The organism is Stenotrophomonas sp. (assembly GCF_032099025.1).
Lineage (GTDB): Bacteria > Pseudomonadota > Gammaproteobacteria > Xanthomonadales > Xanthomonadaceae > Stenotrophomonas.
Genome location: NZ_DAMCID010000017.1, coordinates 17,825 through 42,831, shown reverse-complemented (window position 1 = coordinate 42,831; position 25,007 = coordinate 17,825). Strand labels below are relative to the sequence as shown.

Sequence of the window (25,007 nt, the reverse complement as noted above, 5' to 3'; positions counted from 1 at the left end):
CATGGCGATGATGAGAGGTCGGTACGCGCATGACGATCTCGCGGTCGACAGTACGAAAGGAATCTGGTCACGACGATACCCTTGCGGGGCGTCACGCGCTGGGGAAGCCGCTCTTGGGGAGTAGTCGGCTAACGCGTCCATCCTCCGTAATGCACCGGCCGACGCAGCTCAGGCGTCGAACCGCAGGTTCCGTGAGGCATCCTGCCCGGCCCGTCGATGTTGGGGGTAACCCGGGTCCGCTGCTATCAGGATGTCCCTCATTGTCGTTAGGGGTTTTCTGACCCTGCTCGCGCTGCAGTGCGGCGCAGATAGCGGCCAAGCCATTGATTGATATTGTTTGGATCGTGCCAAAACGGATTCATCACGCGGCCGCACGGGGCATGGCGGCAGTGTCGATTCCCCGCGCCCCCACGCGTCGTAGTCAGTGAAGGTGCCCAGTGCGGCGCACCGCTCCCGGAGGCAGCAGATGTCCTATATCGACGGTTTCGTATTGGCCGTACCCACCGCCAACAAAGACAAATTCATCAAACACGCCAACGAAGGCGATTCGGTCTTCATCGAATTCGGGGCAACGCGCGTGGTCGAATGCTGGGGCGACGATGTCACCCACGGCAAACAGACCGACTTCTTCCGCGCAGTCGACGCCAAGGACGATGAAACCATCGTCTTCTCCTGGATCGAATGGCCGGACAAGGCCACACGCGATGCGGGCATGGAGAAGATGATGAAGGACCCGCGCATGGATCCGGCCAACAACCCGATGCCGTTCGACGGCAAGCGCATGATCTACGCCGGCTTCGTGCCGATCGTGGAACTGCACGGGAAGTAAGGCGCTACCGCACGCGGCGTGCGACACAGGCAGCCACCGCGTGGCTCAGCGCGCGTGGCTGCTGTCGTCGTCGCCCGCATGGCCGACGCCCATGCCACCGGCGCCGCCTCCGATGCCGCCCATTCCACCGCCACCGCCACCCCCCTTGCCCTTGTCGCCCGCCTCGGCACCTTTGCCCTTGGCGCCGGGCGCGGGCCGTGCGGGGCCCTGGCGTGGGATGACCACGCTGGCGGGAATGGGGTCCAGGTCCAATGCCTCGCGGATGAAGTCGCGCAGCGACACCACCAGTTCGGCAGTCGGCACGGCACGGCCTTCGGCCAGTTCGGTGGCGGCATGTGCGGCCAGCCGCACCTGCGCGTCGGTGCCCAGCAGCACGATGTCCGACAGCGCCGCCTCCACCGCGTCGCGGATCCGGCGTGCGCGGTCGCTTCCGGTGTCGGCCGGCACGGCCAGGGCATCGTCAGCCGCGCCGGGCGTCTGGCGCAGGTCGCGCAGGTGACGCGGGTCGACGTGCAGCGCACCGGTGAATGACCCGCCCAAGGTCTTGTAGGCGGCAATCAGCGTACGCAACCGCTCGTTGATCTGCCGGTTCTCGCGCTCGCGCCGCTGCTGCAGGGTCTGCATCACCAGCAGGCGGATGCCCACGCCGATCAGGGTGATGACGGCCAGCCCGACCAGGGTGGAGAGCATGGCCTGCCAGGAACTGAAGTCGAGGTTACGCATGCGCGTTGCCGCCGCTCACCCGCACTTGGAATACCCGCAGTTCAAGCACGTCGCACAGCCATCCATGAGCACCAGGGCCTTGGTGTTGCATTTGTGGCACATGCTGGCGCTGGGCGGGAAGCTGGCGCCGTCGCCGGTGATGGCGAGGTCTTCTTCGTGGTCGGCGGTGCTGTTGGCCATGACGGCGGGCGCAGGCGTCGCGGTCCGGTCTTCGTACTGCCGGCGCTTCTCGGCGATCAGCGCGCGCCGCTCGGGGCTCAGCTCCGGGTCGTGCAGCAGGCCGATCGACTTCAGGTGGTCCTCGACGATGCTGCCCAGTTCAGCCACCAGCGAGGGCATGTAGACGCCGCCGGCCTTGTAGTAGCCGCCGCGCGGGTCGAATACCGCCTTCATTTCCTCGACCAGGAAAGTCACGTCGCCGCCCTTGCGGAACACGGCGGACATGATGCGGGTCAGCGCGACGATCCACTGGAAGTGCTCCATCGACTTGGAGTTGATGAAGACCTCGAAGGGGCGGCGCAGCTCGTGTTCGGTGCCCGGGTTGAGCACGATGTCGTTGATGGTCACGTAGAAGGCGTGCTCCACCAGCGGCGATTTGATCTTGTAGGTGTTGCCGACCAGTACCTCCGGGCGCTCGATGCGCTCGTGCATCTGCACGATGTCGTCGGCGTTGGCGGCGTCCTGGGGGGCGTCGGGAAGGGGCGCTGCGGAGGCAGCGGCCTGGCGCGTCTTCTCCTCGGGGGTGACGACGGCGTAGCCCTTGATCTTCTGATCGATCCTGACAGCCATGGTGCGGTTCCTCGTTGCGCTTGCAGGGGATAACCGTCTGCGACCGCATCACGGCGCCCGCCCCAGGGGCAGGCGCCGTGCGTTACCTGCTTACTTGCGTGCGCGCTTGGCCGGGGCCTTGCGGGCCACGGTCTTGGCAGCGCGCTTCACCGGTGCGGCCTTGCGGGCGACCGACTTGCGGGCAACGGCGGTCTTCTTGCCGACGGCCTTCTTGGTGGCAGCCGACTTCTTCGCGACAGCCTTCCTGGCCACGGCGACCTTCTTGCCGACGGTCTTGCGGGCGACGGCGGTCTTCTTGCCGACGACCTTCTTGGCGGCCGCGGTCTTGCGGGTCACGGCCTTCTTGGCAGTGGCGGCCTTCTTGCCGACGACCTTCTTGGCGGCCACGGTCTTCTTGCCAGCGACCTTGCGGGCGGTGGCCGACTTCTTGGCGACAGCCTTCTTGGCCACGGCGACCTTCTTGCCGACCGTCTTCCTGGCGGCGACGGTCTTCTTGCCGGCAACCTTCTTGCCGACCACCTTCTTGGCGGCGGCCGACTTCTTGGCCACAGCCTTCTTGGCCACGGCGACCTTCTTGCCCACAACCTTCTTGGCAGCGGCGGTCTTCTTGGTCACGGCCTTCTTGGCGGTGGCGACCTTCTTGGTCACGGTCTTCTTGGCAGCGGCGGCCTTCTTGCCGGCAGCCTTGGTGGTCTTGGTCACGGCCTTCTCGGCGGCAACCTTCTTCTTGGCGACCTGCTTCTTCAGCGAGGCGGCCTCGGCCTTGGCGCTGGACTTGGCCGCTTCCAGCTTCTTCTTGGCGCTGGCCAGGGTCTTGCCAACCGACTTGGCGGCCTTGTCAGCCTTCTTGGCGACGGTCTTCTCGGCCTTCTTGACGGCCTTCTTGACCTTGGCAACCTGGGTGGTCGCTGCCTTGCGCGCGCGCTTGGCGGTCTTCTTCACCGAGGCCACCACTTCTTCAGCGGTGTGGGCGATGGACTCGCCGACGTTGCCGGCGGTTTCTTTCACATTCTCCACACCCTGCGACAGGGTCGCGGTCACACCATTTCCGTTGCTCATGTTTTGCCTCCTGAGGGGCCAGTCAGTGATTTCGCTGGCGATGCTATACCGGCGCGGTCATTCGTGGAACGGTCTTGTCGCAGCCTGTGAGCCGCGCGTGTGCTTGTCAGGACACCGCCAAGGATCTGGCGCGGATCGGCAGGCTGCGGAAAAGCACTTGAAAACAGCTTTGGACGCACCATCAGAACTTGCCGTAGTAGCCCTCCTTGAGCGCGTCGAACAGGTTGGCGGCCGTGTGCAATTCGCCGTCGTACTCGATCTCCTCATTGCCCTTTACCTCCACAACTGCGCCGTCTTCGAGCTCGAAGCGGTAGGTCGTGTTCTCCAGATCGACCTCCTTGACCAGCACGCCCTGGAACGCGGCGGGGTTGAAACGGAACGTGGTGCAGCCCTTCAACCCCTGCGCGTGGGCGTAGCGGTAGATGTCCTTGAACTGATCGAAGGGGTAGTCGGTGGGGACGTTGGCGGTCTTGGAAATGGAGCTGTCCACCCACTTCTGGGCGGCGGCCTGGACGTCCACGTGTGCCTTGGGCGAGATGTCGTCGGCGGCAATGAAGTAGTCGGGCAGCCGGGCCGCCGGGTCCTCGGCGAACGGCATCGCCTGCGGGTTGACCAGGTGGCGGTAGGCCAGCAGCTCGAAGGAGAAGACGTCCACCTTCTCCTTGGTCTTGCGCCCCTCGCGGATCACGTTGCGGCTGTAGTGGTGGGCGAAGGACGGTTCGATGCCGTTGGAGGCGTTGTTGGCCAGCGACAGGCTGATGGTGCCGGTGGGGGCGATGGAGCTGTGGTGGGTGAAGCGCGCGCCCACCTCGGCCAGCGCGTCCACCAGCTCCGGCGCCACGCTGGCGATGCGCTGCATGTAGCGGCTGTAGCGCGCGTGCAGCACCTTGCCCTCGATCTGCTGGCCGGCAAGCCAGCCGTCGCGCGCCATCTCCGGGCGCTGCCGCAGCATGGCGGCGGTGACTTCGAAGGTGTCCTGCATGATCGGCGCGGGCCCCTTCTCACGGGCCAGGTCAAGGGCGGTCTCCCACCCGGCCACCGCCATCTCGCGGGCGATTGCCTCGGTGAAGTCGCACGCGTCGGGCGCACCGTAGGTCATGCGCAGCATGGCCAGGGACGAACCCAGCCCGAGGAAGCCCATGCCATGCCGGCGCTTGCGCAGGATCTCCTGGCGCTGGCGCTCCAGCGGCAGGCCGTTGACCTCCACCACGTTGTCGAGCATGCGGGTGAACACCCGCACCACCTCTTTGTACTCGTCCCAGTCGAAGCGGGCCTGGTCGGTGAACGGGTCGCGCACGAAGCGGGTCAGGTTGACCGAGCCGAGCAGGCAGGCGCCGTAGGGCGGCAGGGGCTGCTCGCCGCAGTTGTGGGCATGCAGGCCGTTGGCGTCGAAGCAGTTGAGGCCAGGCACCTGGACGTCATAGACGTCTTCCTCCCCGTCGGGATCCACGCTTTCGACGGTGGCGAAGAAGCGGCTGCGGTTCATCGCGCGGCGGTAGGCGGCCAGGGTTCGGGTCAGCCGCGCGGCCTTGTCCGTGTCGGCAAACCCGATCAGCGTGTCGTAGCGGGCCACGCCCTCGCCGCTGATCACCAGATCGAACTGGGCCAGGGTGGGGTAGGCACGCTGTCCGCCGCGGCCATCCGGCAGCACCGCGTGCCCGGCCTCGCGGCGAGCGTAGAGCGTGCTGGGGATGCCCTGCCGGAGCAGCATGCGCTGCACGGCCTCCAGACGCGAGCGATCAGACTGCGCCAACCGGATGGATACGCCCTTGCCCTGGGTTCCCTGCACACTGCCGTCGGCGTCGAACAGGCCGCGCAGAAAGCCACGGCAGGCATCGCTGGAGAGTTTTTCCAGTGCCGGGGTGATGGATTTCTGGCCGGCGGACATGCCCAGCTGTTGGGCCAGGTCGCGCAGGGCCGCTGACTTCAACCGCCATTCGCGTCGACCGCCAACCTCGGACCAGCCATTGAAGTCCGCGCGATGCGACAAGGTCTTCGCGCAACGGAGTGCTTCGCCCATCAGCGCTCGAACGCCGGGCGCAGGCGTCGCCGGCTCACCATTGGCCACTGCCGCCTGGCTCCACACGGAGAGCACGGCCGCCTCCGCTTTGAGCGTGCCGTCGCCCACCAACAACCCCAGCAGATAGCCCTGCTCATGCGCCAGCGCACCCGGCCAGTGCGACGCAGCACGATGGTCCTGCAGCAGCACCTCATCCCCCGGGCGCAGCTGGCCAGCCTCGCACCATTCGCTCTGCACCTCCCAGCGGGTGCGGCGGGTGACACGGCGAACCCGATGGTCCGCAGTCAGCCGCAGGCGATGGCCTTCGCGGGTCTGCAGGGCCAGCACTGGCTTGCGCGCCGTGCGGAAGAACCCCGCATCGGTAGTGGCATGGTCCTCCCCCTCCACGCGCACGTGGAACCCCTGCCCGATCAGCTCGGCCACCTGGCGTGGACCGTCGGCGGTGTGCACCCAGGTATCGGCGGTGACGCAGGGATTGGTCGCCCTGATGTCCTCGCACCACCAGGTGTTGTTCATTTCGTTTACCCGGTCGATCAGGATGAAACCGGGCTCGGCATAGTCATACGTGGACACCATGATCATGTCCCACAGATGCCGGGCGCGGACCTGGCCGTACACGCGGCACGCGACCTGGCCGTCCTCGCGGACGATGTAATTGCGCTGGGTGGGCCAATCGCGCCACTGCACGCGGGCTGGATCGGCCAGGTCGAACTCACTGGCCTCCTGGCGGCTGAGCGGGAACACCAGCGGCCACTCGGCGTCCTGCTCCACCGCCTGCATGAAGCCGTCGGTGATCAGCAGCGACAGGTTGAACTGGCGCAGACGGCCGTCTTCGCGCTTGGCGCGGATGAACTCGCGCACGTCCGGATGCGAGACGTCGAACGTGCCCATCTGCGCGCCGCGTCGGCCGCCGGCCGAGGACACGGTGAAACACATCTTGTCGAAGATATCCATGAAGGACATCGGGCCGGAGGTGTGCGCCCCGGCACCGGCGACGAAGGCACCGCGCGGGCGCAGCGTGCTGAATTCATAGCCGATGCCGCAGCCGGCCTTGAGGGTCAGCCCGGCTTCGTGGACCTTCTGCAGGATGTCGTCCATCGAATCCTCGATGGTGCCCGAGACGGTGCAGTTGATGGTGCTGGTGGCCGGCTTGTGCGCCTGCGCGCCGGCATTGGACGTGATGCGGCCGGCCGGGATGGCGCCGCGACGCAGCGCCCAGGTGAAGCGCTCCATCCAGTACTGCTGTTGCTCGGCGGTGACCTCGGCCTCGGACAGCGCCTTGGCCACACGCAGGTAGGTGGCGTCGATATCGGCATCGAGCGGCTCGCCGTGCTTGGTCTTGAGCCGGTATTTGCGGTCCCAGATGTCCTGGGAGGCCGGCTGCATCGGCACCTGCCCGTCCGGCAGGCCAGTGCGGATCGCGTCCAGTCGCAGCGTGCTCATGGCAGGCAGGCTCCATCGGGTAGCCAGTGTGTGTGCCCGCAAGCAGACCCAACAACTTGGGGCACTCCCGGTCGTCACCGCTACATCTAGTGGACGACACGGTTGCAGCTTACGCCGGCACCGGGGCGTGTCAACGGTCCCGATGGTCGCAGGGGCGGGGTCCGCCGCGGACGATCCGGTCGCCGGTTCACGGCCGGGACGGACAGACTCATTCAGCTTGATTTACCGTATGCGTGTTTCCACCGAACCCGCCGAACCCCATGCGACCGCTCCCGACCCTGCTCACGCTTGCGCTTGCCGCCGCCTTCGGTGGCTTCGTCGCCTCCGCCATCAACGCGCACCTGGACAACCGCGCCGAAGCCGCGCCGGCCACCATCGGCATTCCGGCCACGGCCGCGTTGCCGGCCTCCGTGGCGGGGCAGCCGGTGCCGTCGCTGGCGCCGATGCTGGAGCGGGTGATGCCGGCGGTGGTCAGCGTCAACACCAAGCAGGTGGTGCGGGTGCGCAACCCGTTCTTCAACGACCCCTTCTTCCGCCGCCTGTTCCCGGAAGTGCCGCAGGAGCGCATCAACGAGTCGCTGGGCTCGGGGGTGATCATCGACGCCGCCGAAGGCCTGGTGCTGACCAACCACCACGTCATCGACAACGCCGACGACGTGCAGGTGACGCTGTCGGACGGGCGCACGGTCAAGGCCGAGTTCCTCGGCTCGGATGCCGACACCGACATCGCGCTGATCCGCATCCCCACCGGCAACCTGACCGAAATCAAGCTGGGCGACAGCACGCAGCTGCGCGTGGGCGATTTCGTGGTCGCCATCGGCAACCCGTTCGGCTTCAGCCAGACGGTCACCTCGGGCATCGTCTCGGCGGTGGGCCGCAGCGGCATCCGCGGGCTGGGCTACCAGAACTTCATCCAGACTGACGCCTCGATCAATCCGGGTAATTCCGGCGGTGCACTGGTCAACCTGCAGGGCCAGCTGGTGGGCATCAACACCGCCAGCTTCAATCCGCAGGGCAGCATGGCCGGCAACATCGGCCTGGGCCTGGCCATTCCGTCCAACCTGGCCCGCGACGTGGTGGACCAGCTGGTCAAGCATGGCGTGGTGGTGCGCGGCACGCTGGGCATCGAGGCGCAGAACCTGACCCTCGCATTGGCGCAGAACCTGGGGCTGAGCGAGACCCGCGGTGCGCTGGTGACGCGCGTGCTGGCCGGGTCGGGCGCGGCGGCGGCCGGACTCAAGCCGGGTGACGTGGTGGTCACGGCCAACGGCCAGCGGGTGGACAGCGCGCAGGCGCTGCACAACGTGGAAGGGCTGGCCCCGGTGGGCAGCGCGCTGAGCCTGGAGGTGCGCCGCGATGGCAAGCCACTGCAGCTCAAGGCCACGCTGAAGGAGCAGGCGCGTGCGGTCAGCGGCGAATCGCTGGACCCGCGCCTGACCGGCGCCACGTTCGTGGACCTGCCCGAATCGATGCGCCAGGCGGGCTTCAGCGGCGTGCAGGTCAGCGAGGTCAAGCGCGGCAGCCGCGCGGCGACATCGGGATTGGCCGCCGGCGACGTGGTCACCGACGCCAGCGCCGGTGAATTCGCCGACCTGGCCAGCTGGCGCGCCAACTTCCAGCAACGCCCCACCCAGCTGGTATTGCGCATCGTGCGCGGCAACGCGCGCGGCGAACTGGTCATGCGCTGAACCGCTCAGCCGGCCTTCGCGCGCAGCTCACGGCAGCTAACACCCTCTACACCCCGCCGATGCTATTACCTTGTGTTCGTTGCCACGGGTTCGTCCGCGGTCACCTTCCCCATCGCTTACACAGGAGATACACGATGAGCCCCACCAATACCGAGAACCTCAAGGACCACCTGGGTGAAGCCGGTTCGCACCTGAAGTCGGCCACCAGCGCTGCTGGCGGCGCGATCAAGAGCGCGGCCGGTGCCGCGACCGACGAGCTGCGCATCGGCAAGGCCAACGTCAAGGCCGAACTGTCCGACACCGCGCTGTCCGGCCTGGCCGCTGCCGAGTTCGGCGGTGCCGCCGCCAAGGAACAGGTCGATGCGCTGATGGACAAGGGCAAGGACCTGGTCGACAGTGCGGCCGAGCTGATCCGTGAGCGCCCGCTGGCCTCGTTCGGCGTGGCCTTCGCGGCCGGCTGGATCATCGCCAAGCTGGCCCGCGGCAGCGACAAGTAAGTCGGCGTGAGCGATCAAGCACAGTCGACGCCCGACGGTGGGGCGGCAACGCCCCCACCCGAGGGCGATGCGGCGCCCAAGGCACCGCGTCTTGATGAAAGCATTCGCGAGGTCGGCCAGGCCGGCCGCGCCACGGTCGATTCGGCCAAGCACACGCTGCGCTCGCTGCGCCGCCTCGCCTCGTTCGAGTTCGCGCTGGCACGCAGCGCGTTCGGGCGGGCGCTGGCGTGGAGTGGCGTGGCCATCGTGTTCGGTGCCTCGGCCTGGCTGCTGCTGGCCGGTACGCTGATCGCGCTGATGCAGCGCTGGGGCCTGTCGTGGTTCCATTCGCTGCTCATTACCTCGCTGGTGAGCCTGGCGATGACCGGCTACGCCATCTGGCGGGTGTCGTTCTTCTTCCGCCACACCGGCATGCACGCCACCCGCCGCCAGTTGTCGCGGCTGGGGTTGTTTGACGAGCCCACCGACGAGGACCCCGATGCGCATGTCGGGCCCACGGAGCGTACGCCATGAAGTTCGAAGCCCTGCGACATCGCGTGAAGCGCGCCGAACAGGTGGTCTCGATCCGGGCCAACGAGACCCAGTGCAACTGGTTCACGCTGAGCCAGGTCTGGCGCGAAGGCTGGACCCCGCTGCGGATCATCACCGTCGGCATGGCCGGCGGCTTCCTGGCCGGCAAGCTGGAGCCCGGCAACGCACGCTTCCACGGTGCGCGCTGGCTGCAGATGATCGGTTCGGCCTCCAACCTGGTGGCCAGCGCGCAGGCCGCGTTCGCCTCGATGCAGGCCAGCGAGGCGGCGGACACCGCCGAAGAAGCCGCCGACAAGGTGGACGAAGCCAGCGAGACGGTGGCGCAGGCGTCGGCTGCGCCGGCGGCACCCATTGCACGGCCCGCCGCGCCGCGTGCCAACGTGACCGCCACGCTGCAGGCGGCACAGCCGCAACCGGCGGAAGCGGCTACGGATGTTTCCGAGCGATAGGGGGTCGCCCTACCCACGGTAGGGCGCTACCGATGTATCTGGACGCCCTTTACCGGGTAACGCTGCTCCCGATGGTTCAACACGCCGCACGCACCCGGGTTACCCAATAATGCGTCTCCTCTCCAGCGTGCGATCAGCATGAGCGTCCCTGCGCCTTCCCCCGTCGATGCCGATGCCGTTACGGTGGCGGCACCGACTCCACCGCGCCCGCGCGCGCCCATGTCGCTGGTGGTGCTGGCCACGCTGGCGGTGGGCTTTACGCTGTGGGCCGCGCAGGAGGTGATCCTGCCGGTGCTGCTGGCGATGTTTTTCGCGCTGGTGGGCAACCCGATCCTGCGCTTCCTCGGGCGCCTGTGGGTCCCGCGTTTCCTGGCCGCCGTGCTGGTGATCGGGGTCGGGCTGAGTGGTGCGGCCGCGCTGGGCGTGCAGCTGGTGGGCCCGGCCATGGAATGGGCGCAGGAAGCGCCGCAGCAGCTGCGCAAGGTGGCCCGCCAGGTGCAGAACCTGACCAAGCCGGTGCAGCAGGCCAACCTGGCCGCGGAAAACTTCGCGCGGGTGGCCGGCGGTGAAAGCAGCCGCAAGGTGCAGGTGGTGCGTACCCAGCTCGATGACCCCTACCGCGTACTCACCCGCGCGCCACGCCTGGCCGCCTCGGTGCTGGCGGTGGTGCTGCTGACCCTGTTCTTCATGATCTACGGGCAGAGCCTGCAGAAGCACGCCATCGCACTGTTCCCCAGCCGCCAGCAGCAGCGCTTCACCACCGACATCCTGCGGTCGATCGAACGCGAGGTCTCGCGCTATGTATTGACCATCACCGTGATCAACGCGCTGGTGGGCCTGATTTTTTCAGGAGTGCTGCTGCTGTTGGGCATCAGCCTGCAGGAGGCATTGCTGTGGGGCACGGTGGCCGCCCTGCTGAACTTCGCGCCGTACGTCGGCCCGCTGATCGGGGTGACGCTGATGCTGCTGATGGGCTTTGTGGAGTTCAGCGACCCGTTCAAGGCCCTGCTGCCCGCCGCCTGCTACCTGGCCCTGCATACCATCGAGGGGCAGATCGTCACCCCCATCGTGCTGGGCCGGCAGATGGCGATTTCGCCGCTGATCCTGATCCTGGCGCTGATGCTGTTCGGCTGGCTCTGGGGCATGGTCGGGCTGCTGCTGTCGGTGCCGCTGCTGGTGTGCATCAAGCTGGTGCTGGCGCGGCTGGACGGTACCCAGGGCTGGGCCAAGCTGTTGGAGTAGAGCCACGCCCTGCGTGGCTGACCCCACAGGCGTAGAATGCCCGGGTGAATTTCCCAGTCCAAGCCATCACCCTCGACCTCGACGACACCCTGTGGCCGTTCGCCCCCATCGGCGCCCGCATTGACCAGGTGTTGTACGAGTGGATGCTCCAGCACAGCCCCGCCACCGCCGCGATGTACCCGGTGGCGGCGATGCGCGAACTGCGCGAGCGCTCCTTCCATGACAACCCGCAGCTGCACCACGACCTGAGCGCGCTGCGCCGGCTCACGCTGAGCGAAGCGCTGGAGAAGAGCGGCGCCGACCTCGCCCTGCTGGAACCGGCATACGAGGCGTTCTACGCCGCGCGCAACCAGGTGGAGTGCTACCCGGACGCGCTGGAGGCGCTTGCGCGCATCGCCGCGCGGGTGCCGGTGGCCGCGCTCAGCAACGGCAACGCCGACCTGCAGCGGATCGGGCTGTCCCATCACTTCGCCTTCCAGCTGGGCTCGCGCGAACACGGCGCGGCCAAGCCGGCCGCCAGCATCTTCCACGCCGCCTGCGAACGCCTCGGCGTGCCGCCGGCGCAGGTGCTGCACGTGGGCGACCACGTCGACATGGACGTGGTGGGCGCCATGCAGGCCGGCCTGCGCGGCTGCTGGATCAACCGCGTCGAGCACACCTGGACCCATCCTTCGCTGCAGCCCGACCTGCAGTTCGACACCCTGACCGGATTGGCCGACTGGCTGGATGCGAACGCATCGGCCCAGCACGCCTGACCACGCACGGAGCCTCATTGCGCATGACCCAGATCAATGGTTTCACCACCGATGCCAGCAGGGCCCTGCCCCTGCATGTGATGGAACGCGAGCAGTTCGCCGCATGGCGCACGCAGCAGTCGCCGGCCGTGGTGGCCTGGCTGGATGCGCAGCGCTTCAACGGCAGCGGCGGCAGCGTGGTGCTGCTGCCCGGCGAACACGGCCTGGCCGGGGCAGTCGTCGGCGTGGGTGACCCAGGCGATGCCTACGCCTACGCGCATGCGCCGTTCGCCCTGCCGGAAGGCACCGTGTGGCGGGTGGAAGGCGCCCTGCCGGCCAACATCGAACCCCTGCTGCACCTGGGCTGGGGCCTGGGCAGCTACCGCTTCGCGCGTTACCGCAAACCCAACCGCGCGCCGGCCCAGCTGCTGGCCACGCCGTCCGCGGAAGTGCGTGATGTGATCGCCGCCAGCCTGCGCGTGCGCGACTGGGTCAACACACCCACCGAAGACATGGGCCCGCAGCAGCTGGAAGACGCCGCACGCGAACTGGCCGCCGCGCATGGCGCGCAGGTCGAGGTGATCACCGGCGATGCGCTGCTGGAGCAGAACTTCCCGGCGATCCACGCCGTGGGCCGCGCCTCGCACCGTGCGCCGCGCCTGATCGCGCTGCGCTGGGGCCAGGCGGGTCAGCCGCACGTGGCACTGGTCGGCAAGGGCGTGTGCTTCGACACCGGCGGGCTGGACATCAAGCCGGCCGACGGCATGCGCAACATGAAGAAGGACATGGGCGGTGCCGCGCATGCGCTGGCCCTGGCCGGGCTGGTCATGGCCCAGCAGCTGCCGGTGCAGCTGACCCTGCTGATCGCGGCCGTGGAAAACGCGATCGGGCCGGATGCATTCCGCCCGGGCGAAGTGATCGCCACGCGCAAGGGCCTGAGCATCGAGATCGACAACACCGACGCCGAAGGCCGCCTGGTGCTGTGCGATGCGCTCACCTATGCCAGCGAGCAGCAGCCGGAGATCGTGCTGGACTTCGCCACGCTCACCGGCGCGGCGCGCATCGCGCTGGGCCCGGACCTGCCGGCGCTGTTCAGCAACAACGACACGCTCGCCCAGCAGTGGCTGCAGGCCGGTGAAAGCAGCCGCGACCCGGTCTGGCGCATGCCGCTGTGGCGGCCGTACCTGCGCTACCTGCACAGCGGCATTGCCGACCTGGCCAACGCCGGTTCGCGCATGGCCGGTTCGGTCACCGCTGCGCTGTACCTGGAGCGGTTCATCGGCGAAGGCCAGGTGTGGGCGCATCTGGATGTGTACGCCTGGAATGACGGCGAGCGCCCGGGCCGTCCGGCCGGGGGTGAGGCGTTGGCGTTGCGGTCGGCGTGGGCGATGTTGAAGGGTCGCTACGCGTAATGGGTGTCCGGCCAGCGGCCGGACCTACGACGTGCTGAGACCGAAGCGCCGGGCCCTGCCCGGCGTGCGTTACGCCCGCAGATCCCCGCCCCGGCGGGGATCTGCCGTTAAACCTTGTCGAAAATGTGAATATCGGCATGCGGATGGTTCTGACACCATGCGCTGGCAACCCACCCACTCACGGTTCGTGAAGGCAGGTATCCGCCCATGTCGCTCTTCCGCTACACCCGTGCCGGCCGTGAGCCGGACGCCCCGCGCCCGCATTCGCCGCTGTTCTGGCTGGCGGTGATCGCGCTGATTGCCGGCCTGCTGGTGCTGGCCTTCGCCTGGCTGGCCGGCTGGATCGGCCGCGACCGCGCCACCGCGCAGACCTTCACCGACACCATCGAAGCCACCGGCGCCAACCACCCCGGCTTCCGCCGTGCGCACAGCAAGGGCGTGTGCGTGAGCGGCACGTTCGCCGGTACGCCGGCAGGCGCGGCACTGAGCTCGGCGCGGGTCTTCCGCCAGCAGCAGGTGCCGGTACTGGGCCGGCTGTCGATCGGCGGCGCCGATCCGCACGGGCCCGATGCCAATGCACGGGTGCGCAGCATGGCCCTGCAGCTGGTCACCGATGACGGGCAGGAATGGCGCACCGCGATGAACAGCTTCCCGTTCTTTGCCGTGCCCACGACCGAGGCCTTCCTCGAGCAGACCCGCGCCGGCATTCCCGACCCGGCCACCGGCAAGCCGGACCCGGCGAAGATGGCGGCCATCGCGGCCAAGTACCCCTCCGCGCGCGCGTTCGGGGCGTGGGCCAAGACCGCGCCGTGGTCCACCAGCTGGGCCAACACGGACTACAACGGCGTGAACAGCTTCCGCTTCACCGCGGCAGACGGAAAGACCCAGGTGGTGCGCTGGAGCATGCGTCCGCAGGCGCCGTTTGAAGCGATGAGCGCCGAGCAGCGCGCGCAGGCCAGCCTGGATTACCTGGCCGACGAATTCGGCCAGCGGCTGGCCCAAGGCCCGGTGCGCTGGGACATGTGGGTAACCATTGCCGACGACGGCGATGCCATCAACGACCCGTCCATTCCCTGGCCGGACGCGCGCCGGCAGGTGAAGGTGGGCACGCTGAGCCTGGCTGCGATGCAGCCGCAGGCCGGCGGTGCGTGCAACAACGTCAACTTCGATCCGCTGATCCTGCCCAGCGGTATCGCCGGCACCGACGATCCCATCCTGGCCGCGCGGTCGGCGGTGTATTCGGTCTCCTTCAACCGCCGCGAGCGCGAAGTGGCCAGCGGCACCGCCGAGCAGGCCACCGGCAAGGAGCAGGCGCGATGAACCGCGATACGGGCCATTTCAACCTCACCGCGCGCGTGCTGCACTGGCTGATGGCCGCGCTGATCCTGACCATGTTGTTCGTGGGCGTGACCATGGTGGCGTCGCTGCAGTGGCGGCCGATGCTGGTAGACCTGCACCGGCCGCTGGGCATCGCGATCCTGCTGCTGGCGCTGCTGCGCTTGGTCAACCGCCTTCGCCACCGTCCGCCGCCGTTGCCGGCCGACCTGCCGGCCTGGCAGGCCGCTGCCGCGCATGCCTCGCACTGGGTGCTGTATGGATTGATGCTGGCCATGCCGCTGGTGGGCTGGGCGATGCTGTCCGCCGGCGGCTACCCCATCCAGATGTGGAGCGGGGTGCACCTGCCGCCCATCGTGCCGCATGACCCGGCGTTGTATGCGGCACTGCGCAGCGCGCACAGCCTGCTGGCGTATGTGCTGTTTGCCACGGTGGTGGCGCACCTGAGTGCGGCGTTGTTCCATCTGTGGGTGCGGCGCGATGGGGTGTTCCAGGCCATGGCGAAGGGCCCCAACAGCACCGGCAAGTAACGTAGAGCCACGCCCTGCGTGGCTGCTTCTGGGTTGCCTGACATCGCGCAGCCACGCAGGGCGTGGCTCTACAGCCAGCCTTTCTGCCGGGCCAGGCGGTAGGCCTCGATGCGGTTGGCCACGCCCAGTTTGCCGATGCATTCGGATAGATAGTTGCGCACCGTGCCGTGCGACAGCCCCAGCTGGGCGGCGATCTCACCGGCCGAACGGCCGTCGCCGGACAGCCGCAGCACCTGACGCTCGCGGTCATTGAGCGGGTCGGCCTGCGACCACGCATCCAGTGCCAGCTGCGGGTCGATGGCGCGACCGCCGTGCTGTACCTGGCGCAGTGCATCGGCCAGCTTCTCGGCGGGCGCATCCTTGAGCAGGTAGCCGCATACGCCAGCCTCCAGCGCGCGGCGCAGGAATCCCGAGCGCGCGAAGGTGGTCACGATCACCACCTTGATCGGCAGGCCCTGGCGGGTGATGCGCTGGGCCAGTTCCAGACCGGAAAGTCCCGGCATCTCGATGTCGGTGACCAGGATGTCCGGCTGCAGCTGCTGCAGCATCCGCCACGCGGCTTCGCCATCGGCCGCCGCACCCAGCACCTCGATGTCCGGCTCCAGCCCGAGCAGCGCCGACAGCGCACCGCGCACCATCGCCTGGTCTTCGGCCAGCACGATGCGGATCATGGCAGCACCCCGCCTGGCAGCGCCGCGACGCGTTCGTGGGGCGGCGCCGGTACCACCGTGGTGGCCGCCGGCAGCGGTACCTGCACGGTCACGGTGGTGCCCTGCCCGCGCGCCGACCGCACCTGCAACGTACCGCGCAACGCGGCCACGCGTTCGCGCATGCCCGTCAGCCCGTTGCCGTCGGACTGCACATCGCCACGGCCGTCATCGCGGATCTGCATGCTGAGCGTGCGCGTGTCCTGCTCGAACTGCACCCAGGCCTGGTTGGCCTGCGCATGCCGCACGATGTTGGTGGCCGCCTCACGCAGCACCAGCGCCAGCGCGCGTTCGACCTCCACCGGCATCGGCGGTGGCGGGGCGTAGTCCAGGTGCACGTGCTGGCATTCCAGCAGCAGCCGCGCGGCCGCCAGTTCGGCCGTCAGGTCGCTGGCGCGGATGCCGGTGACCGCACTGCGCACTTCCGCCAGCGCCTGGCGGGCAATGCCCTCCGCTTCGGTGACCTCCAACCGCGCGCGGTCCGGGTCGCGGTCGAACAGCTTGCGCGACAGCTCCAGCTTCAAGGTGATCAGCGACAGCGTGTGGCCCAGCAGGTCGTGCAGGTCGCGCCCGATGCGCTCGCGTTCGGCGGTGGCGGCCAGCCGGCGCACCTCGTCCTGGGACAGCTTCAACGCCGCATCGCGGTCCTTGTTGATGCTTTCCACGGTGATGATGACGCCGATGATGAAGGTCATCGAGGGAATCCACACCATCAGTTGCCAGTGGTAGCCAAGCGACAACGCGATGCCGACGAACAGGGCATTGAGCACCAGCAGCTGCGCCAGGTAACGCCGGACGCTGCCGGTGCGGCACACCCGCAGCGTGACGCAGCCGAAGATGAAATAGCTGATGCCCGACGGGTACCACGGCAGCAGCGCCAACCCCATGACCACCATGGCCAGTGCATAGCGCGGTGCGTGCCGGCGCGGTGCCAGCAGCTGGCGGGCAAACAGCGCTACGAACACCGGGTAGGTCAGCACGGTCAGCCACAGCCAGGTGAGGCTGTAGCCACTGCCGAAGATGGGCGTGAAGAACACCCAGCCGGTCCACAGCAGGTGCACGGCGTCGGACCAGGCCGGTTTGCCGCGCCGCAGGTTGTCGGCCACGGCCGAATCCGGGGCGGGGCGCAGCAATGCAGCAAGCCAGTGGGGCAGCACGGTCGGTTCCGGTGGCGGGTAATCAGGCGCGATCATGGCAGCTTCCTCAGCAGGAATGGATGCAGCGTTGTTTCCCAGGTAGAGCCACGCCCTGCGTGGCTGCGCGGTGCCCGGGGTGCACATGGCCCGACGCGAAGGGCAGACACGCGCGGCGTGTCCCTACGATCCCGGGTCGGCATTGGCACATCCAGTGTCGCGCCTCACCTCAAGCAGGTGACAGCTGTCACTGCCCGGAAGGCCCGGTCTACGGGCATGCTGTGCCCCAGCCACTCCCCAGCCGGTTTGCCCGCGACCCGGGTTGCGGTCACACTCGGCCCGATTCCACGTCCCAGAGTCATGATGAACGCATCCGCTGAACTTCTGAAGGAACTCCGCATCGACCGCAAGAAGGCGTCGGCCCCGCCGCCGTCCTCGCCACGCCGCGGCCTGTGGATCGTGATGGCGGTGATCGTCCTGCTGGTGCTGGGCGGCATTGCCTGGTTCGTGTTCGGTCGCCAACGCCCCATCGAAGTGACCACCGCGCCGGTGGTGGCCATCCAGCAGGGCACGTCCAGCAGCTCGGTGCTCGACGCCAGCGGCTACGTGGTGGCCCGGCGCATGGCCACCGTGTCGGCCAAGATCACCGGCAAGGTGCGCGAAGTGATGATCGAGGAAGGCATGCGGGTGGAGGAAGGCCAGGTCATGGCCACCCTGGACCCCATCGATGCCAACGCACAGCGCAGTCTCTCGGCCTCGCAGCTGGAAGCCGCCCGCAGCCAGCTCGCCGGGTTGCAGGCGCAGGTGGCCCAGGCCGATGCCGAAGCCGGGCGATTGCAGACACTGGTCGGCCAGCAGCTGGTCTCGCGCTCGCAGTACGACCTGGCCATGGCCCAGCGCGACAGCCTGCGCGCGCAGCTGCGCACCGCGCAGCGCAATACCCGCGTGGCTGGCGACGCGCTGGCCATCGCCGACCTGGGCGTGGACAACAACGTGGTGCGCGCGCCGTTCTCCGGCGTGGTCACCGCCAAGGCCGCGCAGCCGGGCGAGATCGTGTCGCCGCTGTCGGCCGGCGGCGGGTTCACCCGCACCGGCATCGGCACCATCGTGGACATGGATTCGCTGGAGATCGAAGTCGAGGTGGGCGAAGCCTTCATCGGCCGCGTGCAGCCGAAGATGCCGGTCGAGGCCACGCTCAATGCCTACCCGGACTGGAAGATTCCGGCCGAGGTGATCGCCATCATCCCCACCGCCGACCGCGGCAAGGCCACGGTCAAGGTGCGCGTGGCACTGAAGACCAAGGACCCGCGCATCGTGCCGGAGATGGGCGTGCGGGTGAGCTTCCTGGAGTCGGCCACGCCGGCCCAGGCGGCGGCGCCCAAGGGCGTGCGTGCACCGGCCTCGGCGCTGGTCGAACGTGACCAGAAGACGGTGGCCTTCGTGGTGGCCGACGACCGCCGCGTGCAGCAGGTACCGGTCACCGTGGGCGTGGCATTGAACAACGACCGCCAGGTCACCGCCGGCCTCACCGCCGGGCAACAGGTGGTGACCAACCCGCCGCCGGAGCTGCGCGATGGCAGCGCGGTGGTGGAGAAACAAGCACCGTAACCGGCGACACGACCAACGGTCGTGTCCTGTCGGGGGGTTCCACTGATTCGTTCCACCGGTAGCGCACGACCGTTGGTCGTGCGTGCCTTTCCGCCTACGGAGAACCACCCATGTCCACCCTGGTTTCGCTCCGCAACATCACCAAGACCTACCAGCGCGGCCCCGAGAAGGTGCAGGTGCTGCACGGCATCGACCTGGACATCGAGCGCGGCGATTTCGTCGCGCTGATGGGCCCCTCAGGCTCGGGCAAGACCACCCTGCTCAACCTGATCGGCGGACTGGACACGCCCACCGGCGGCGAGATCGAGATCGAAGGTGAGCGCATCGACCGCATGTCCGGTGGCCAGCTCTCCACCTGGCGCAGCCACCACGTCGGCTTCGTGTTCCAGTTCTACAACCTGATGCCGATGCTGACCGCGCAGAAGAACGTTGAACTGCCGCTGCTGCTCACCCACCTGGGTGCGGCGCAGCGCAAGCGCAATGCCGAGATCGCGCTGACCCTGGTAGGCCTGGCCGACCGCCGCAGCCACCGCCCCAATGAGCTGTCCGGCGGCCAGCAGCAGCGCGTGGCGATTGCCCGCGCGATCGTCTCCGACCCGACCTTCCTGATCTGCGACGAGCCGACCGGCGACCTGGACCGCCAGTCCGCCGAAGAGATCCTGGGGCTGCTGCAGCAGCTCAACCGCGAACACGGCAAGACCATCATCATGGTCACCCACGACCCCAAGGCCGCCGAGTACGCCACCCATACGGTGCACCTGGACAAGGGTGAGCTGGCCGAAACACCCGCTGCCCACTGAAGGAGATGCCGCGATGAAGTATTTCTCGCTGATCTGGGCACAGCTGTTCCGCAGCAAGACGCGGACCCTGTTGACCCTGCTCTCGGTGGTGGCTGCCTTCCTGCTGTTTGGCATGCTCGATTCGGTACGCGTGGCCTTCAGCTCGGGCGGAAGCGTGGAAGGGGCGAACCGCCTGATCGTCGCCTCGCGCCTGTCCATCACCCAGTCCCTGCCCATCCGACTGGAACCGCAGGTACGGCAGGTGGCCGGGGTCAAGGACGTCACCTACGGCATGTGGTTCGGCGGCATCTACCGCGACCCGAAGAACTTCTTCGCCAACTTCTCGGTGGCGCCGAACTACTTCGACGTGTACCGCGAGCTGCAGTTGCCGCCAGACCAGGCCAAGGCCTTCCAGGACACGCGCACGGGTGCGGTGGTCGGCGAAACACTGGCCAAGGAGTTCGGCTGGAAGATCGGCGACACCATTCCGCTGCAGGCCACCATCTTCCCGCGGGGCGGCAGCAACGACTGGCCGCTGCAGCTGGTGGGCATCTACCGCTCCAAGGACCGCACGCTGGCGGCCAACGAAGAGCGCCAGCTGATGATGAACTGGAAATACTTCGATGAGTCCAACGACTACATCAAGAACCAGGTGAGCTGGTACACGGTGACGCTCGACAACCCCGACCATGCCTCGCGCGTGGCCCAGGCCATCGATGCGATCTCGGCCAATTCGGACCATGAAACCAAGACCCAGACCGAATCGGCGTTCCAGCAGGCGTTCGTCAAGCAGTTCGCCGATATCGGCCTGATCGTCACCTCGATCATGGGCGCGGTGTTCTTCACCCTGCTGCTGTTGACCGGCAACACCATGGCCCAGGCGGTGCGCGAGCGCGTGCCGGAACTGGCCACGCTGAAGACGCTGGGCTTCCACGACCGCACGGTGCTGGTGCTGGTGATGATCGAAGCGGTGCTGCTGATCGGCCTGGGCGGTGCGATCGGGATGGGCCTGGCCGCGATGATCCTGCCGGTGCTGGCGCCCAGGACCATGGGGCTGCTGCCGCCGCAGGTGCCGGTGCAGACCTGGATGATGGGGATCGGGCTGATCGTGGTGATCGGCATCGTGGTGGGCCTGCTGCCGGCGCTGCGCGCCAAGCGGCTGAAGATCGTCGATGCATTGGCCGGCCGCTGAGCCCGGGAGAACGACATGAAGAAGCAATGGCTGGGAAATGCGCTGTCGATCCTGCTGCTGGCGATTGGCCTGGGGATCTGGATTGCACTGCCGTGGATCGGCGTGCTGGTAGTGGCGGTGCTGCTGGTGCTGTGGCTGCTGCTCACCCGCAGTGGGCGGCTGGCGCTGGCGGCCACGCGGATCGGTATCGCCAGCCTGCCGCAGCGCTGGGGCGCCTCGTCGGTGGTGGTGGTGGGCATTGCCGGCGTGGTCGGCGTACTGGTCGCCATGCTGGCCATGGGCGAGGGCTTCCAGGCCACGCTCAACAGTACCGGCGATGACACCACGGCGATCGTGCTGCGCGGCGGCTCGCAGGCGGAAACCAACTCGGTGATCATGCGCGACCAGGTGCCGCTGCTGTCCACCCTGCCCGGCGTGGCCAAGGACGAGCGCGGCCGTGCGCTGATCTCGCCGGAGCTGTCGCAGGTGGTCAACCTGGTTTCCAAGGGCGACGGCACCGACGTCAACGCGCAGTTCCGCGGCGTGGGTGAAATGGCGTGGGCGGTGCATGACAAGGTCAAGATCACCCAGGGCCGCCGCTTCAACGCCGGCCTGCGCGAGATCGTGGTCGGCAAGGGCGCGCAGGGCCAGTTCCGCGGGTTGGAGGTGGGCCACACACTGGTGCTCGGCAACCAGGACTGGACGGTGGTAGGCGTGTTCAATTCGGGCGATGCGCATGATTCGGAGCTGTGGACCGACGCGCAGACCCTGGCCACGACCTACCAGCGCAGCGCCTGGCAGTCGATCAGCGTGCGTACCGAAGGAACGCCCGGGTTCGAGCAGTTCAAGACGGCCGTGGCGGCCGACCCGCGCCTGAAGCTGGACGTGGAAACCACCCGGGCCTACTACGCCAAGCAGGGCGGCGGCCTGAACAAACTGATCAGTGTGCTGGGGACGGTGATCGGCGCGATCATGGCCATCGGCGCGGTGTTCGGCGCGCTCAACACCATGTACGCCGCCGTGGCCACGCGTGCGCGCGAGATTGCCACCATGCGCGCGATCGGTTTCCGTGGCGTGCCGGTGGTCACCGCGATCATGCTGGAAACCATGCTGCTGGCCTTGATCGGCGGGGTGTTGGGCGGGCTGGTGGCGTGGGCCATCTTCAACGGCTACAGCGTGTCCACCATCGGCAGCAACTTCAGCCAGGTGGTCTTCCAGTTCAAGGTCTCGCCGGACCTGCTGTGGAGCGGCTTGAAGTGGGCGTTGGGCATCGGCCTGGTCGGCGGGCTGTTCCCGGCGCTGCGCGCGGCGCGGTTGCCGATCACCACGGCGCTGCGTGAGACCTGATGCGGACACCCACCGTGCCCCGGGAGGGACACGGTGGGGTATTACACGAAGGGTGCGGCCAGGGACTTCAGAGGAGGCGGCACTGGATCTTTTCCGCGGCACGGCCGCAGTAGTACTGCACTTCGCCGCCGTCGGGCACCGGCATCCCGATGACCTCCACCCCGGCCCAGTCGGCGCGCTGCTTGAAGAACGGTACCAGCGAGCGTGGATAGCGCATCACGCGCGGCCCGCCATCGGGGTACAGGAAGTCTTCGGCCTTCTCCTGGATCGTGGTGAGGCTATCCCCGGAGCGCAGGTACTCCCATCGGCGGGTTTCATAGTCGAAGAAGGACTCCATATAACCCAGCGAGCTGTCGGTGTTGAGCCGCGATATCAAGGGCGCGTGGCCAAGCCGCTGCGATTCAAAGCGAAGGATGCGGCCGTGCTCGGTATCTGCGCTTAGAAACTCGAAGCGCCGTGCCGGCGTCACGAAGCGGCGCACGATTTCCCTGGCCTCGAGGTGCCGGGGATTCAGGTCGGTGAGATGGTGGCCCCAGAGCACCGTGTTGCTCTGCACCTGCTCGTTGAGCACGTGCGGCGAGCCGGGGGCCTGCAGCGATACCGAGCCCCATTGGTCGACAAACTCGCCTCGGCTCTTGTAATAGATTCTCATCATCGCGGTGTACTGCGTCCTCAACCAGGCCGGCGGCACGAAATGCGTGGCAACGAGCTGCCCGCCCTCGCTGGTGACCCGGAAGCCCTGGATGTTGGTCTGGCTTTCGCCGTCGTAGATGTAGTGCTCCCCCACCCCGAGCGATCGTGCACGCGCGTACATCTCATCAGGCGTGCAGAAGTAGCACACCATGGCAACGGGATCTTCCATTCTCGACTCGGCCATGCCCTGGAACGGCAACGCGGCCAGCAGCAACCAGCCTAGCTGTTTCATGATCTGCTTCTCCTCCTGACAGCCCGCACGCGCGGGCACCGGCAGTTCAGCAGGCGGCGGGGCATGCGCCTATCGGAATCCGGCGAAATGGGCAGGATCAGTTACACCCACCGCAATCATGCATTCGGTAGAGCCACGCCCTGCGTGGCTGCGCAATGCGTCAGCGCCCGATGGGTTGCCGCGAACGCCACACGCTGTCGCCAATGAACAGCAACAGCCCGGTCCAGATCGCGGCGAAGCCCACGGCCTTGGCGGTATCGAAGGGTTCGCGGAAGAAGAACACGCCCAGCAGCAGGCCCAGGCTGGGGGCGATGTACTGCAGGATGCCCACCAGCGACAGCGGGATGCGCTTGACCCCATAGGCGAAGCCAATCAGCGGCAGGGCCGTGACCACGCCCCCGACGATCAGCAGCAGGTCGTTGCGCCAGCCCCAACCACCGAAGAAGCCGCCGCCATGGCCGGTCTCGCTCCACAGCGCGAAGCCCATCGCCGGCAGGAACAGGTACAGGCTTTCGATGCCCAGCCCGGCCACCGGGTCGACCGAGATCAGCTTGCGCAGCAGGCCGTACAGGCCGAACGAACAGGCCAGCCCCAGCGCGATCCACGGGGGCGTACCGGCGTCGATGGTCAGCCACGCCACACCGGCCGCGGCGCAGGCCACGGCGAGCCACTGCAGGCCACGCAGGCGCTCCTTGAGCACCACCACGCCCAGCACCACGCTCACCAGCGGGTTGATGAAGTAGCCCAGGCTGGTTTCGATCACGTGGCCGGCATTGATCGCCCAGATGTACAGGCCCCAGTTGAACGCGATGGCCAGGCTGCTCAGCGCCAGCGTGGGCAGCGCGCGCGGCTGCGCGGCGATCTGCCTCCACCAGCCGGTGCCGCTGCTGAGCAGCAGCCAGGCCACCACCAGCACGGTGCTCCAGATGATGCGGTGGGCAATGATCTGCTGCGACGGCACCGCTTTCAGCAGATGCCAGTAGACCGGCACCAGCCCCCACAGGGTGAAGGTGAAGGCGGTGATGGCCAGACCCCGGCGTTGCTCCTGCAGGGTCGTGCTGTCCACGGCGCTCATCGGCCGCGGGTCCGTGCCAGGGTCAGCACCAGCACACCGGCCAGGATCACGCCCATGGCCAGCAGGTCATGCGCGCCGAACTGCTCATGGCCGATCAGCGCCCCCAGGATCACCGCGATCACCGGGTTGACGTAGGCATAGCTGGCCGCCAGCGCCGGCCGCACGTTCTGCAGCAGCCACACGTAGGCGGTGAACGCGACGATGGAGCCGAACATGCACAGGTAGGCCACGGCCAGCAGGCCGTCCATGCTGGGCCAGGTAGTGGGGCGCTCACCGGTGGCCAGGCCCAGCGCGACCAGCATCACCCCGCCGCACAGCATCTGCCCGGCGGCGGTCATGAACGGGCTGGGCAGGTCCAGGCTGCGCGCCCAGACCGAGCCGAGGGCCCAGCCTACCGGCGCGATCAGCAGCAGGATCAGGCCCTGCGGCGAGGCGGTGAGGCTGCTGCCGGCATTGAGCCAGACCACCCCGAGGAAGCCGATGGCGATGCCCAGCCATTCGCCCCGGCTGGCGTGCTGCCCGCGCAAGGCGCCGAACAGCGCCATCCACAGCGGCACCGAGGCCACGGCGGTGGCGGCCAGGCCCGAGGACACCGTGCGTTCGGCCAGTACCACCATGCCGTTGCCCAGCACCAGCATGGTGAGGCCCATGATGCCCAGATTGCGCCATTGGCGACGTGTCGGCGCCGGCATGCCACGCCAGCGCAGCACCGCGTACATCAGCGTGCCGGCGATGATGAAGCGCGCCCCGGAGACTGTCGTCAATGGCAGTGCACCGCCCTCCAGCGCCAGCCGGATGCCCAGATAGGTGGACCCCCACACGACGTAGACCAGCAGCAGGGCCAGGACGACCAGGCCGCTGCGGGGAGCGGCCGGCGGGGTTGCAGGGGAGACGGCCATACACGACCAGCAGGCGGGGGAGAGGCGATTCTAGGCGTTTGCCGCCGGGCCAGCATGCACCGCGTTGGCACGCTGTCGTGCA

General features: G+C 67.9%; 23 protein-coding genes. 14 read left to right on the top strand and 9 right to left on the bottom strand.

Annotated elements, in window-relative coordinates; translation table 11 throughout:
* The first annotated feature begins 466 nt into the window (after window positions 1-466).
* Window positions 467-829: a DUF1428 domain-containing protein gene (locus RT456_RS13125; RefSeq protein WP_313347338.1), complete on the top strand. Its 363-nt coding sequence runs from the start codon at window positions 467-469 to the stop codon at window positions 827-829.
* Window positions 830-874: 45 nt separating this feature from the next.
* On the opposite strand, the gene RT456_RS13120 is transcribed toward RT456_RS13125, so the two are convergent.
* From RT456_RS13120 to RT456_RS13105, 4 genes are all read right to left on the bottom strand, one after another.
* Complete coding sequence (locus RT456_RS13120) at window positions 875-1,552, bottom strand: hypothetical protein (RefSeq protein ID WP_313347336.1); 678 nt, start codon at window positions 1,550-1,552, stop codon at window positions 875-877.
* A 15-nt stretch (window positions 1,553-1,567) separates the two neighbouring features.
* Window positions 1,568-2,341 (bottom strand): NrdJb, encoded by a 774-nt coding sequence (locus tag RT456_RS13115; RefSeq protein WP_313347335.1) that lies wholly within the window; start codon window positions 2,339-2,341, stop codon window positions 1,568-1,570.
* A 90-nt stretch (window positions 2,342-2,431) separates the two neighbouring features.
* Window positions 2,432-3,400, bottom strand: a complete 969-nt coding sequence (locus RT456_RS13110) for a histone (protein ID WP_313347333.1) — start codon at window positions 3,398-3,400, stop codon at window positions 2,432-2,434.
* A 181-nt stretch (window positions 3,401-3,581) separates the two neighbouring features.
* Entirely contained in the window at window positions 3,582-6,863 is a 3,282-nt protein-coding gene (locus tag RT456_RS13105) for an LAGLIDADG family homing endonuclease (RefSeq protein ID WP_313347331.1), read from the bottom strand.
* Window positions 6,864-7,123: 260 nt separating this feature from the next.
* Between RT456_RS13105 and RT456_RS13100 the strand changes: the two genes are divergently transcribed.
* The 9 genes from RT456_RS13100 to RT456_RS13060 all read left to right on the top strand — a co-directional run bounded on the left by RT456_RS13100 (window position 7,124) and on the right by RT456_RS13060 (window position 15,281).
* Window positions 7,124-8,551: a Do family serine endopeptidase gene (locus RT456_RS13100; protein WP_313347330.1), complete on the top strand. Its 1,428-nt coding sequence runs from the start codon at window positions 7,124-7,126 to the stop codon at window positions 8,549-8,551.
* A 134-nt stretch (window positions 8,552-8,685) separates the two neighbouring features.
* On the top strand, window positions 8,686-9,048 hold the full coding sequence (locus tag RT456_RS13095) for a hypothetical protein (protein ID WP_313347329.1): 363 nt from the start codon (window positions 8,686-8,688) through the stop codon (window positions 9,046-9,048).
* Window positions 9,049-9,054: 6 nt separating this feature from the next.
* Complete coding sequence (locus tag RT456_RS13090; protein WP_313347328.1) at window positions 9,055-9,561, top strand: phage holin family protein; 507 nt, start codon at window positions 9,055-9,057, stop codon at window positions 9,559-9,561.
* Window positions 9,558-10,028, top strand: a complete 471-nt coding sequence (locus RT456_RS13085; protein WP_313347327.1) for a protein sip-5 — start codon at window positions 9,558-9,560, stop codon at window positions 10,026-10,028. The genes RT456_RS13090 and RT456_RS13085 overlap by 4 nt, the downstream gene beginning before the upstream one ends.
* A gap of 219 nt (window positions 10,029-10,247) precedes the next feature.
* Window positions 10,248-11,270, top strand: a complete 1,023-nt coding sequence (locus tag RT456_RS13080; RefSeq protein ID WP_313347421.1) for an AI-2E family transporter — start codon at window positions 10,248-10,250, stop codon at window positions 11,268-11,270.
* Between the two features lie 44 nt (window positions 11,271-11,314).
* The gene (locus tag RT456_RS13075; RefSeq protein ID WP_313347325.1) at window positions 11,315-12,025 is read left to right on the top strand and encodes an HAD-IA family hydrolase; all 711 of its coding nucleotides are present in this window, start codon (window positions 11,315-11,317) and stop codon (window positions 12,023-12,025) included.
* A 23-nt stretch (window positions 12,026-12,048) separates the two neighbouring features.
* A complete protein-coding gene (locus RT456_RS13070; RefSeq protein ID WP_313347324.1) occupies window positions 12,049-13,416 on the top strand; it encodes a leucyl aminopeptidase family protein in 1,368 nt (455 codons plus the stop codon).
* Between the two features lie 207 nt (window positions 13,417-13,623).
* Window positions 13,624-14,736: a catalase family peroxidase gene (locus tag RT456_RS13065; RefSeq protein ID WP_313347323.1), complete on the top strand. Its 1,113-nt coding sequence runs from the start codon at window positions 13,624-13,626 to the stop codon at window positions 14,734-14,736.
* A complete protein-coding gene (locus RT456_RS13060) occupies window positions 14,733-15,281 on the top strand; it encodes a cytochrome b/b6 domain-containing protein (protein WP_313347322.1) in 549 nt (182 codons plus the stop codon). Before RT456_RS13065 ends, RT456_RS13060 begins: the two co-directional genes overlap by 4 nt.
* Window positions 15,282-15,349: 68 nt before the next feature.
* Here RT456_RS13060 and RT456_RS13055 read toward each other — a convergent pair whose 3' ends face one another.
* Both RT456_RS13055 and RT456_RS13050 read right to left on the bottom strand, forming a co-directional pair.
* Window positions 15,350-15,952, bottom strand: coding sequence for a response regulator transcription factor (locus RT456_RS13055; protein ID WP_313347321.1), 603 nt, complete (start codon window positions 15,950-15,952; stop codon window positions 15,350-15,352).
* Window positions 15,949-17,181: a sensor histidine kinase gene (locus RT456_RS13050; protein ID WP_313347319.1), complete on the bottom strand. Its 1,233-nt coding sequence runs from the start codon at window positions 17,179-17,181 to the stop codon at window positions 15,949-15,951. The genes RT456_RS13055 and RT456_RS13050 overlap by 4 nt, the downstream gene beginning before the upstream one ends.
* Window positions 17,182-17,484: 303 nt before the next feature.
* On the opposite strand from RT456_RS13050, the gene RT456_RS13045 reads away from it, so the two are divergent.
* From RT456_RS13045 to RT456_RS13030, 4 genes are all read left to right on the top strand, one after another.
* Window positions 17,485-18,729: an efflux RND transporter periplasmic adaptor subunit gene (locus tag RT456_RS13045; RefSeq protein WP_313347317.1), complete on the top strand. Its 1,245-nt coding sequence runs from the start codon at window positions 17,485-17,487 to the stop codon at window positions 18,727-18,729.
* Window positions 18,730-18,839: 110 nt separating this feature from the next.
* The gene (locus RT456_RS13040) at window positions 18,840-19,529 is read left to right on the top strand and encodes an ABC transporter ATP-binding protein (RefSeq protein WP_313347315.1); all 690 of its coding nucleotides are present in this window, start codon (window positions 18,840-18,842) and stop codon (window positions 19,527-19,529) included.
* A 13-nt stretch (window positions 19,530-19,542) separates the two neighbouring features.
* Window positions 19,543-20,700 carry an FtsX-like permease family protein gene (locus RT456_RS13035; protein ID WP_313347314.1) on the top strand — a complete coding sequence of 386 codons (1,158 nt, stop codon included), beginning with the start codon at window positions 19,543-19,545 and terminating at the stop codon, window positions 20,698-20,700.
* Window positions 20,701-20,715: 15 nt separating this feature from the next.
* Window positions 20,716-22,026 carry an ABC transporter permease gene (locus RT456_RS13030; protein ID WP_313347312.1) on the top strand — a complete coding sequence of 437 codons (1,311 nt, stop codon included), beginning with the start codon at window positions 20,716-20,718 and terminating at the stop codon, window positions 22,024-22,026.
* A 67-nt stretch (window positions 22,027-22,093) separates the two neighbouring features.
* Here the strand turns inward: RT456_RS13030 and RT456_RS13025 are convergent, their stop codons facing one another.
* The 3 genes from RT456_RS13025 to yedA all read right to left on the bottom strand — a co-directional run bounded on the left by RT456_RS13025 (window position 22,094) and on the right by yedA (window position 24,925).
* A complete protein-coding gene (locus tag RT456_RS13025) occupies window positions 22,094-22,951 on the bottom strand; it encodes a hypothetical protein (protein WP_313347310.1) in 858 nt (285 codons plus the stop codon).
* 160 nt (window positions 22,952-23,111) lie between these two features.
* On the bottom strand, window positions 23,112-24,026 hold the full coding sequence (rarD, locus tag RT456_RS13020; protein ID WP_313347309.1) for an EamA family transporter RarD: 915 nt from the start codon (window positions 24,024-24,026) through the stop codon (window positions 23,112-23,114).
* Window positions 24,023-24,925, bottom strand: coding sequence for a drug/metabolite exporter YedA (yedA, locus tag RT456_RS13015; RefSeq protein WP_313347307.1), 903 nt, complete (start codon window positions 24,923-24,925; stop codon window positions 24,023-24,025). The genes rarD and yedA overlap by 4 nt, the downstream gene beginning before the upstream one ends.
* Window positions 24,926-25,007 lie beyond the last annotated feature (82 nt).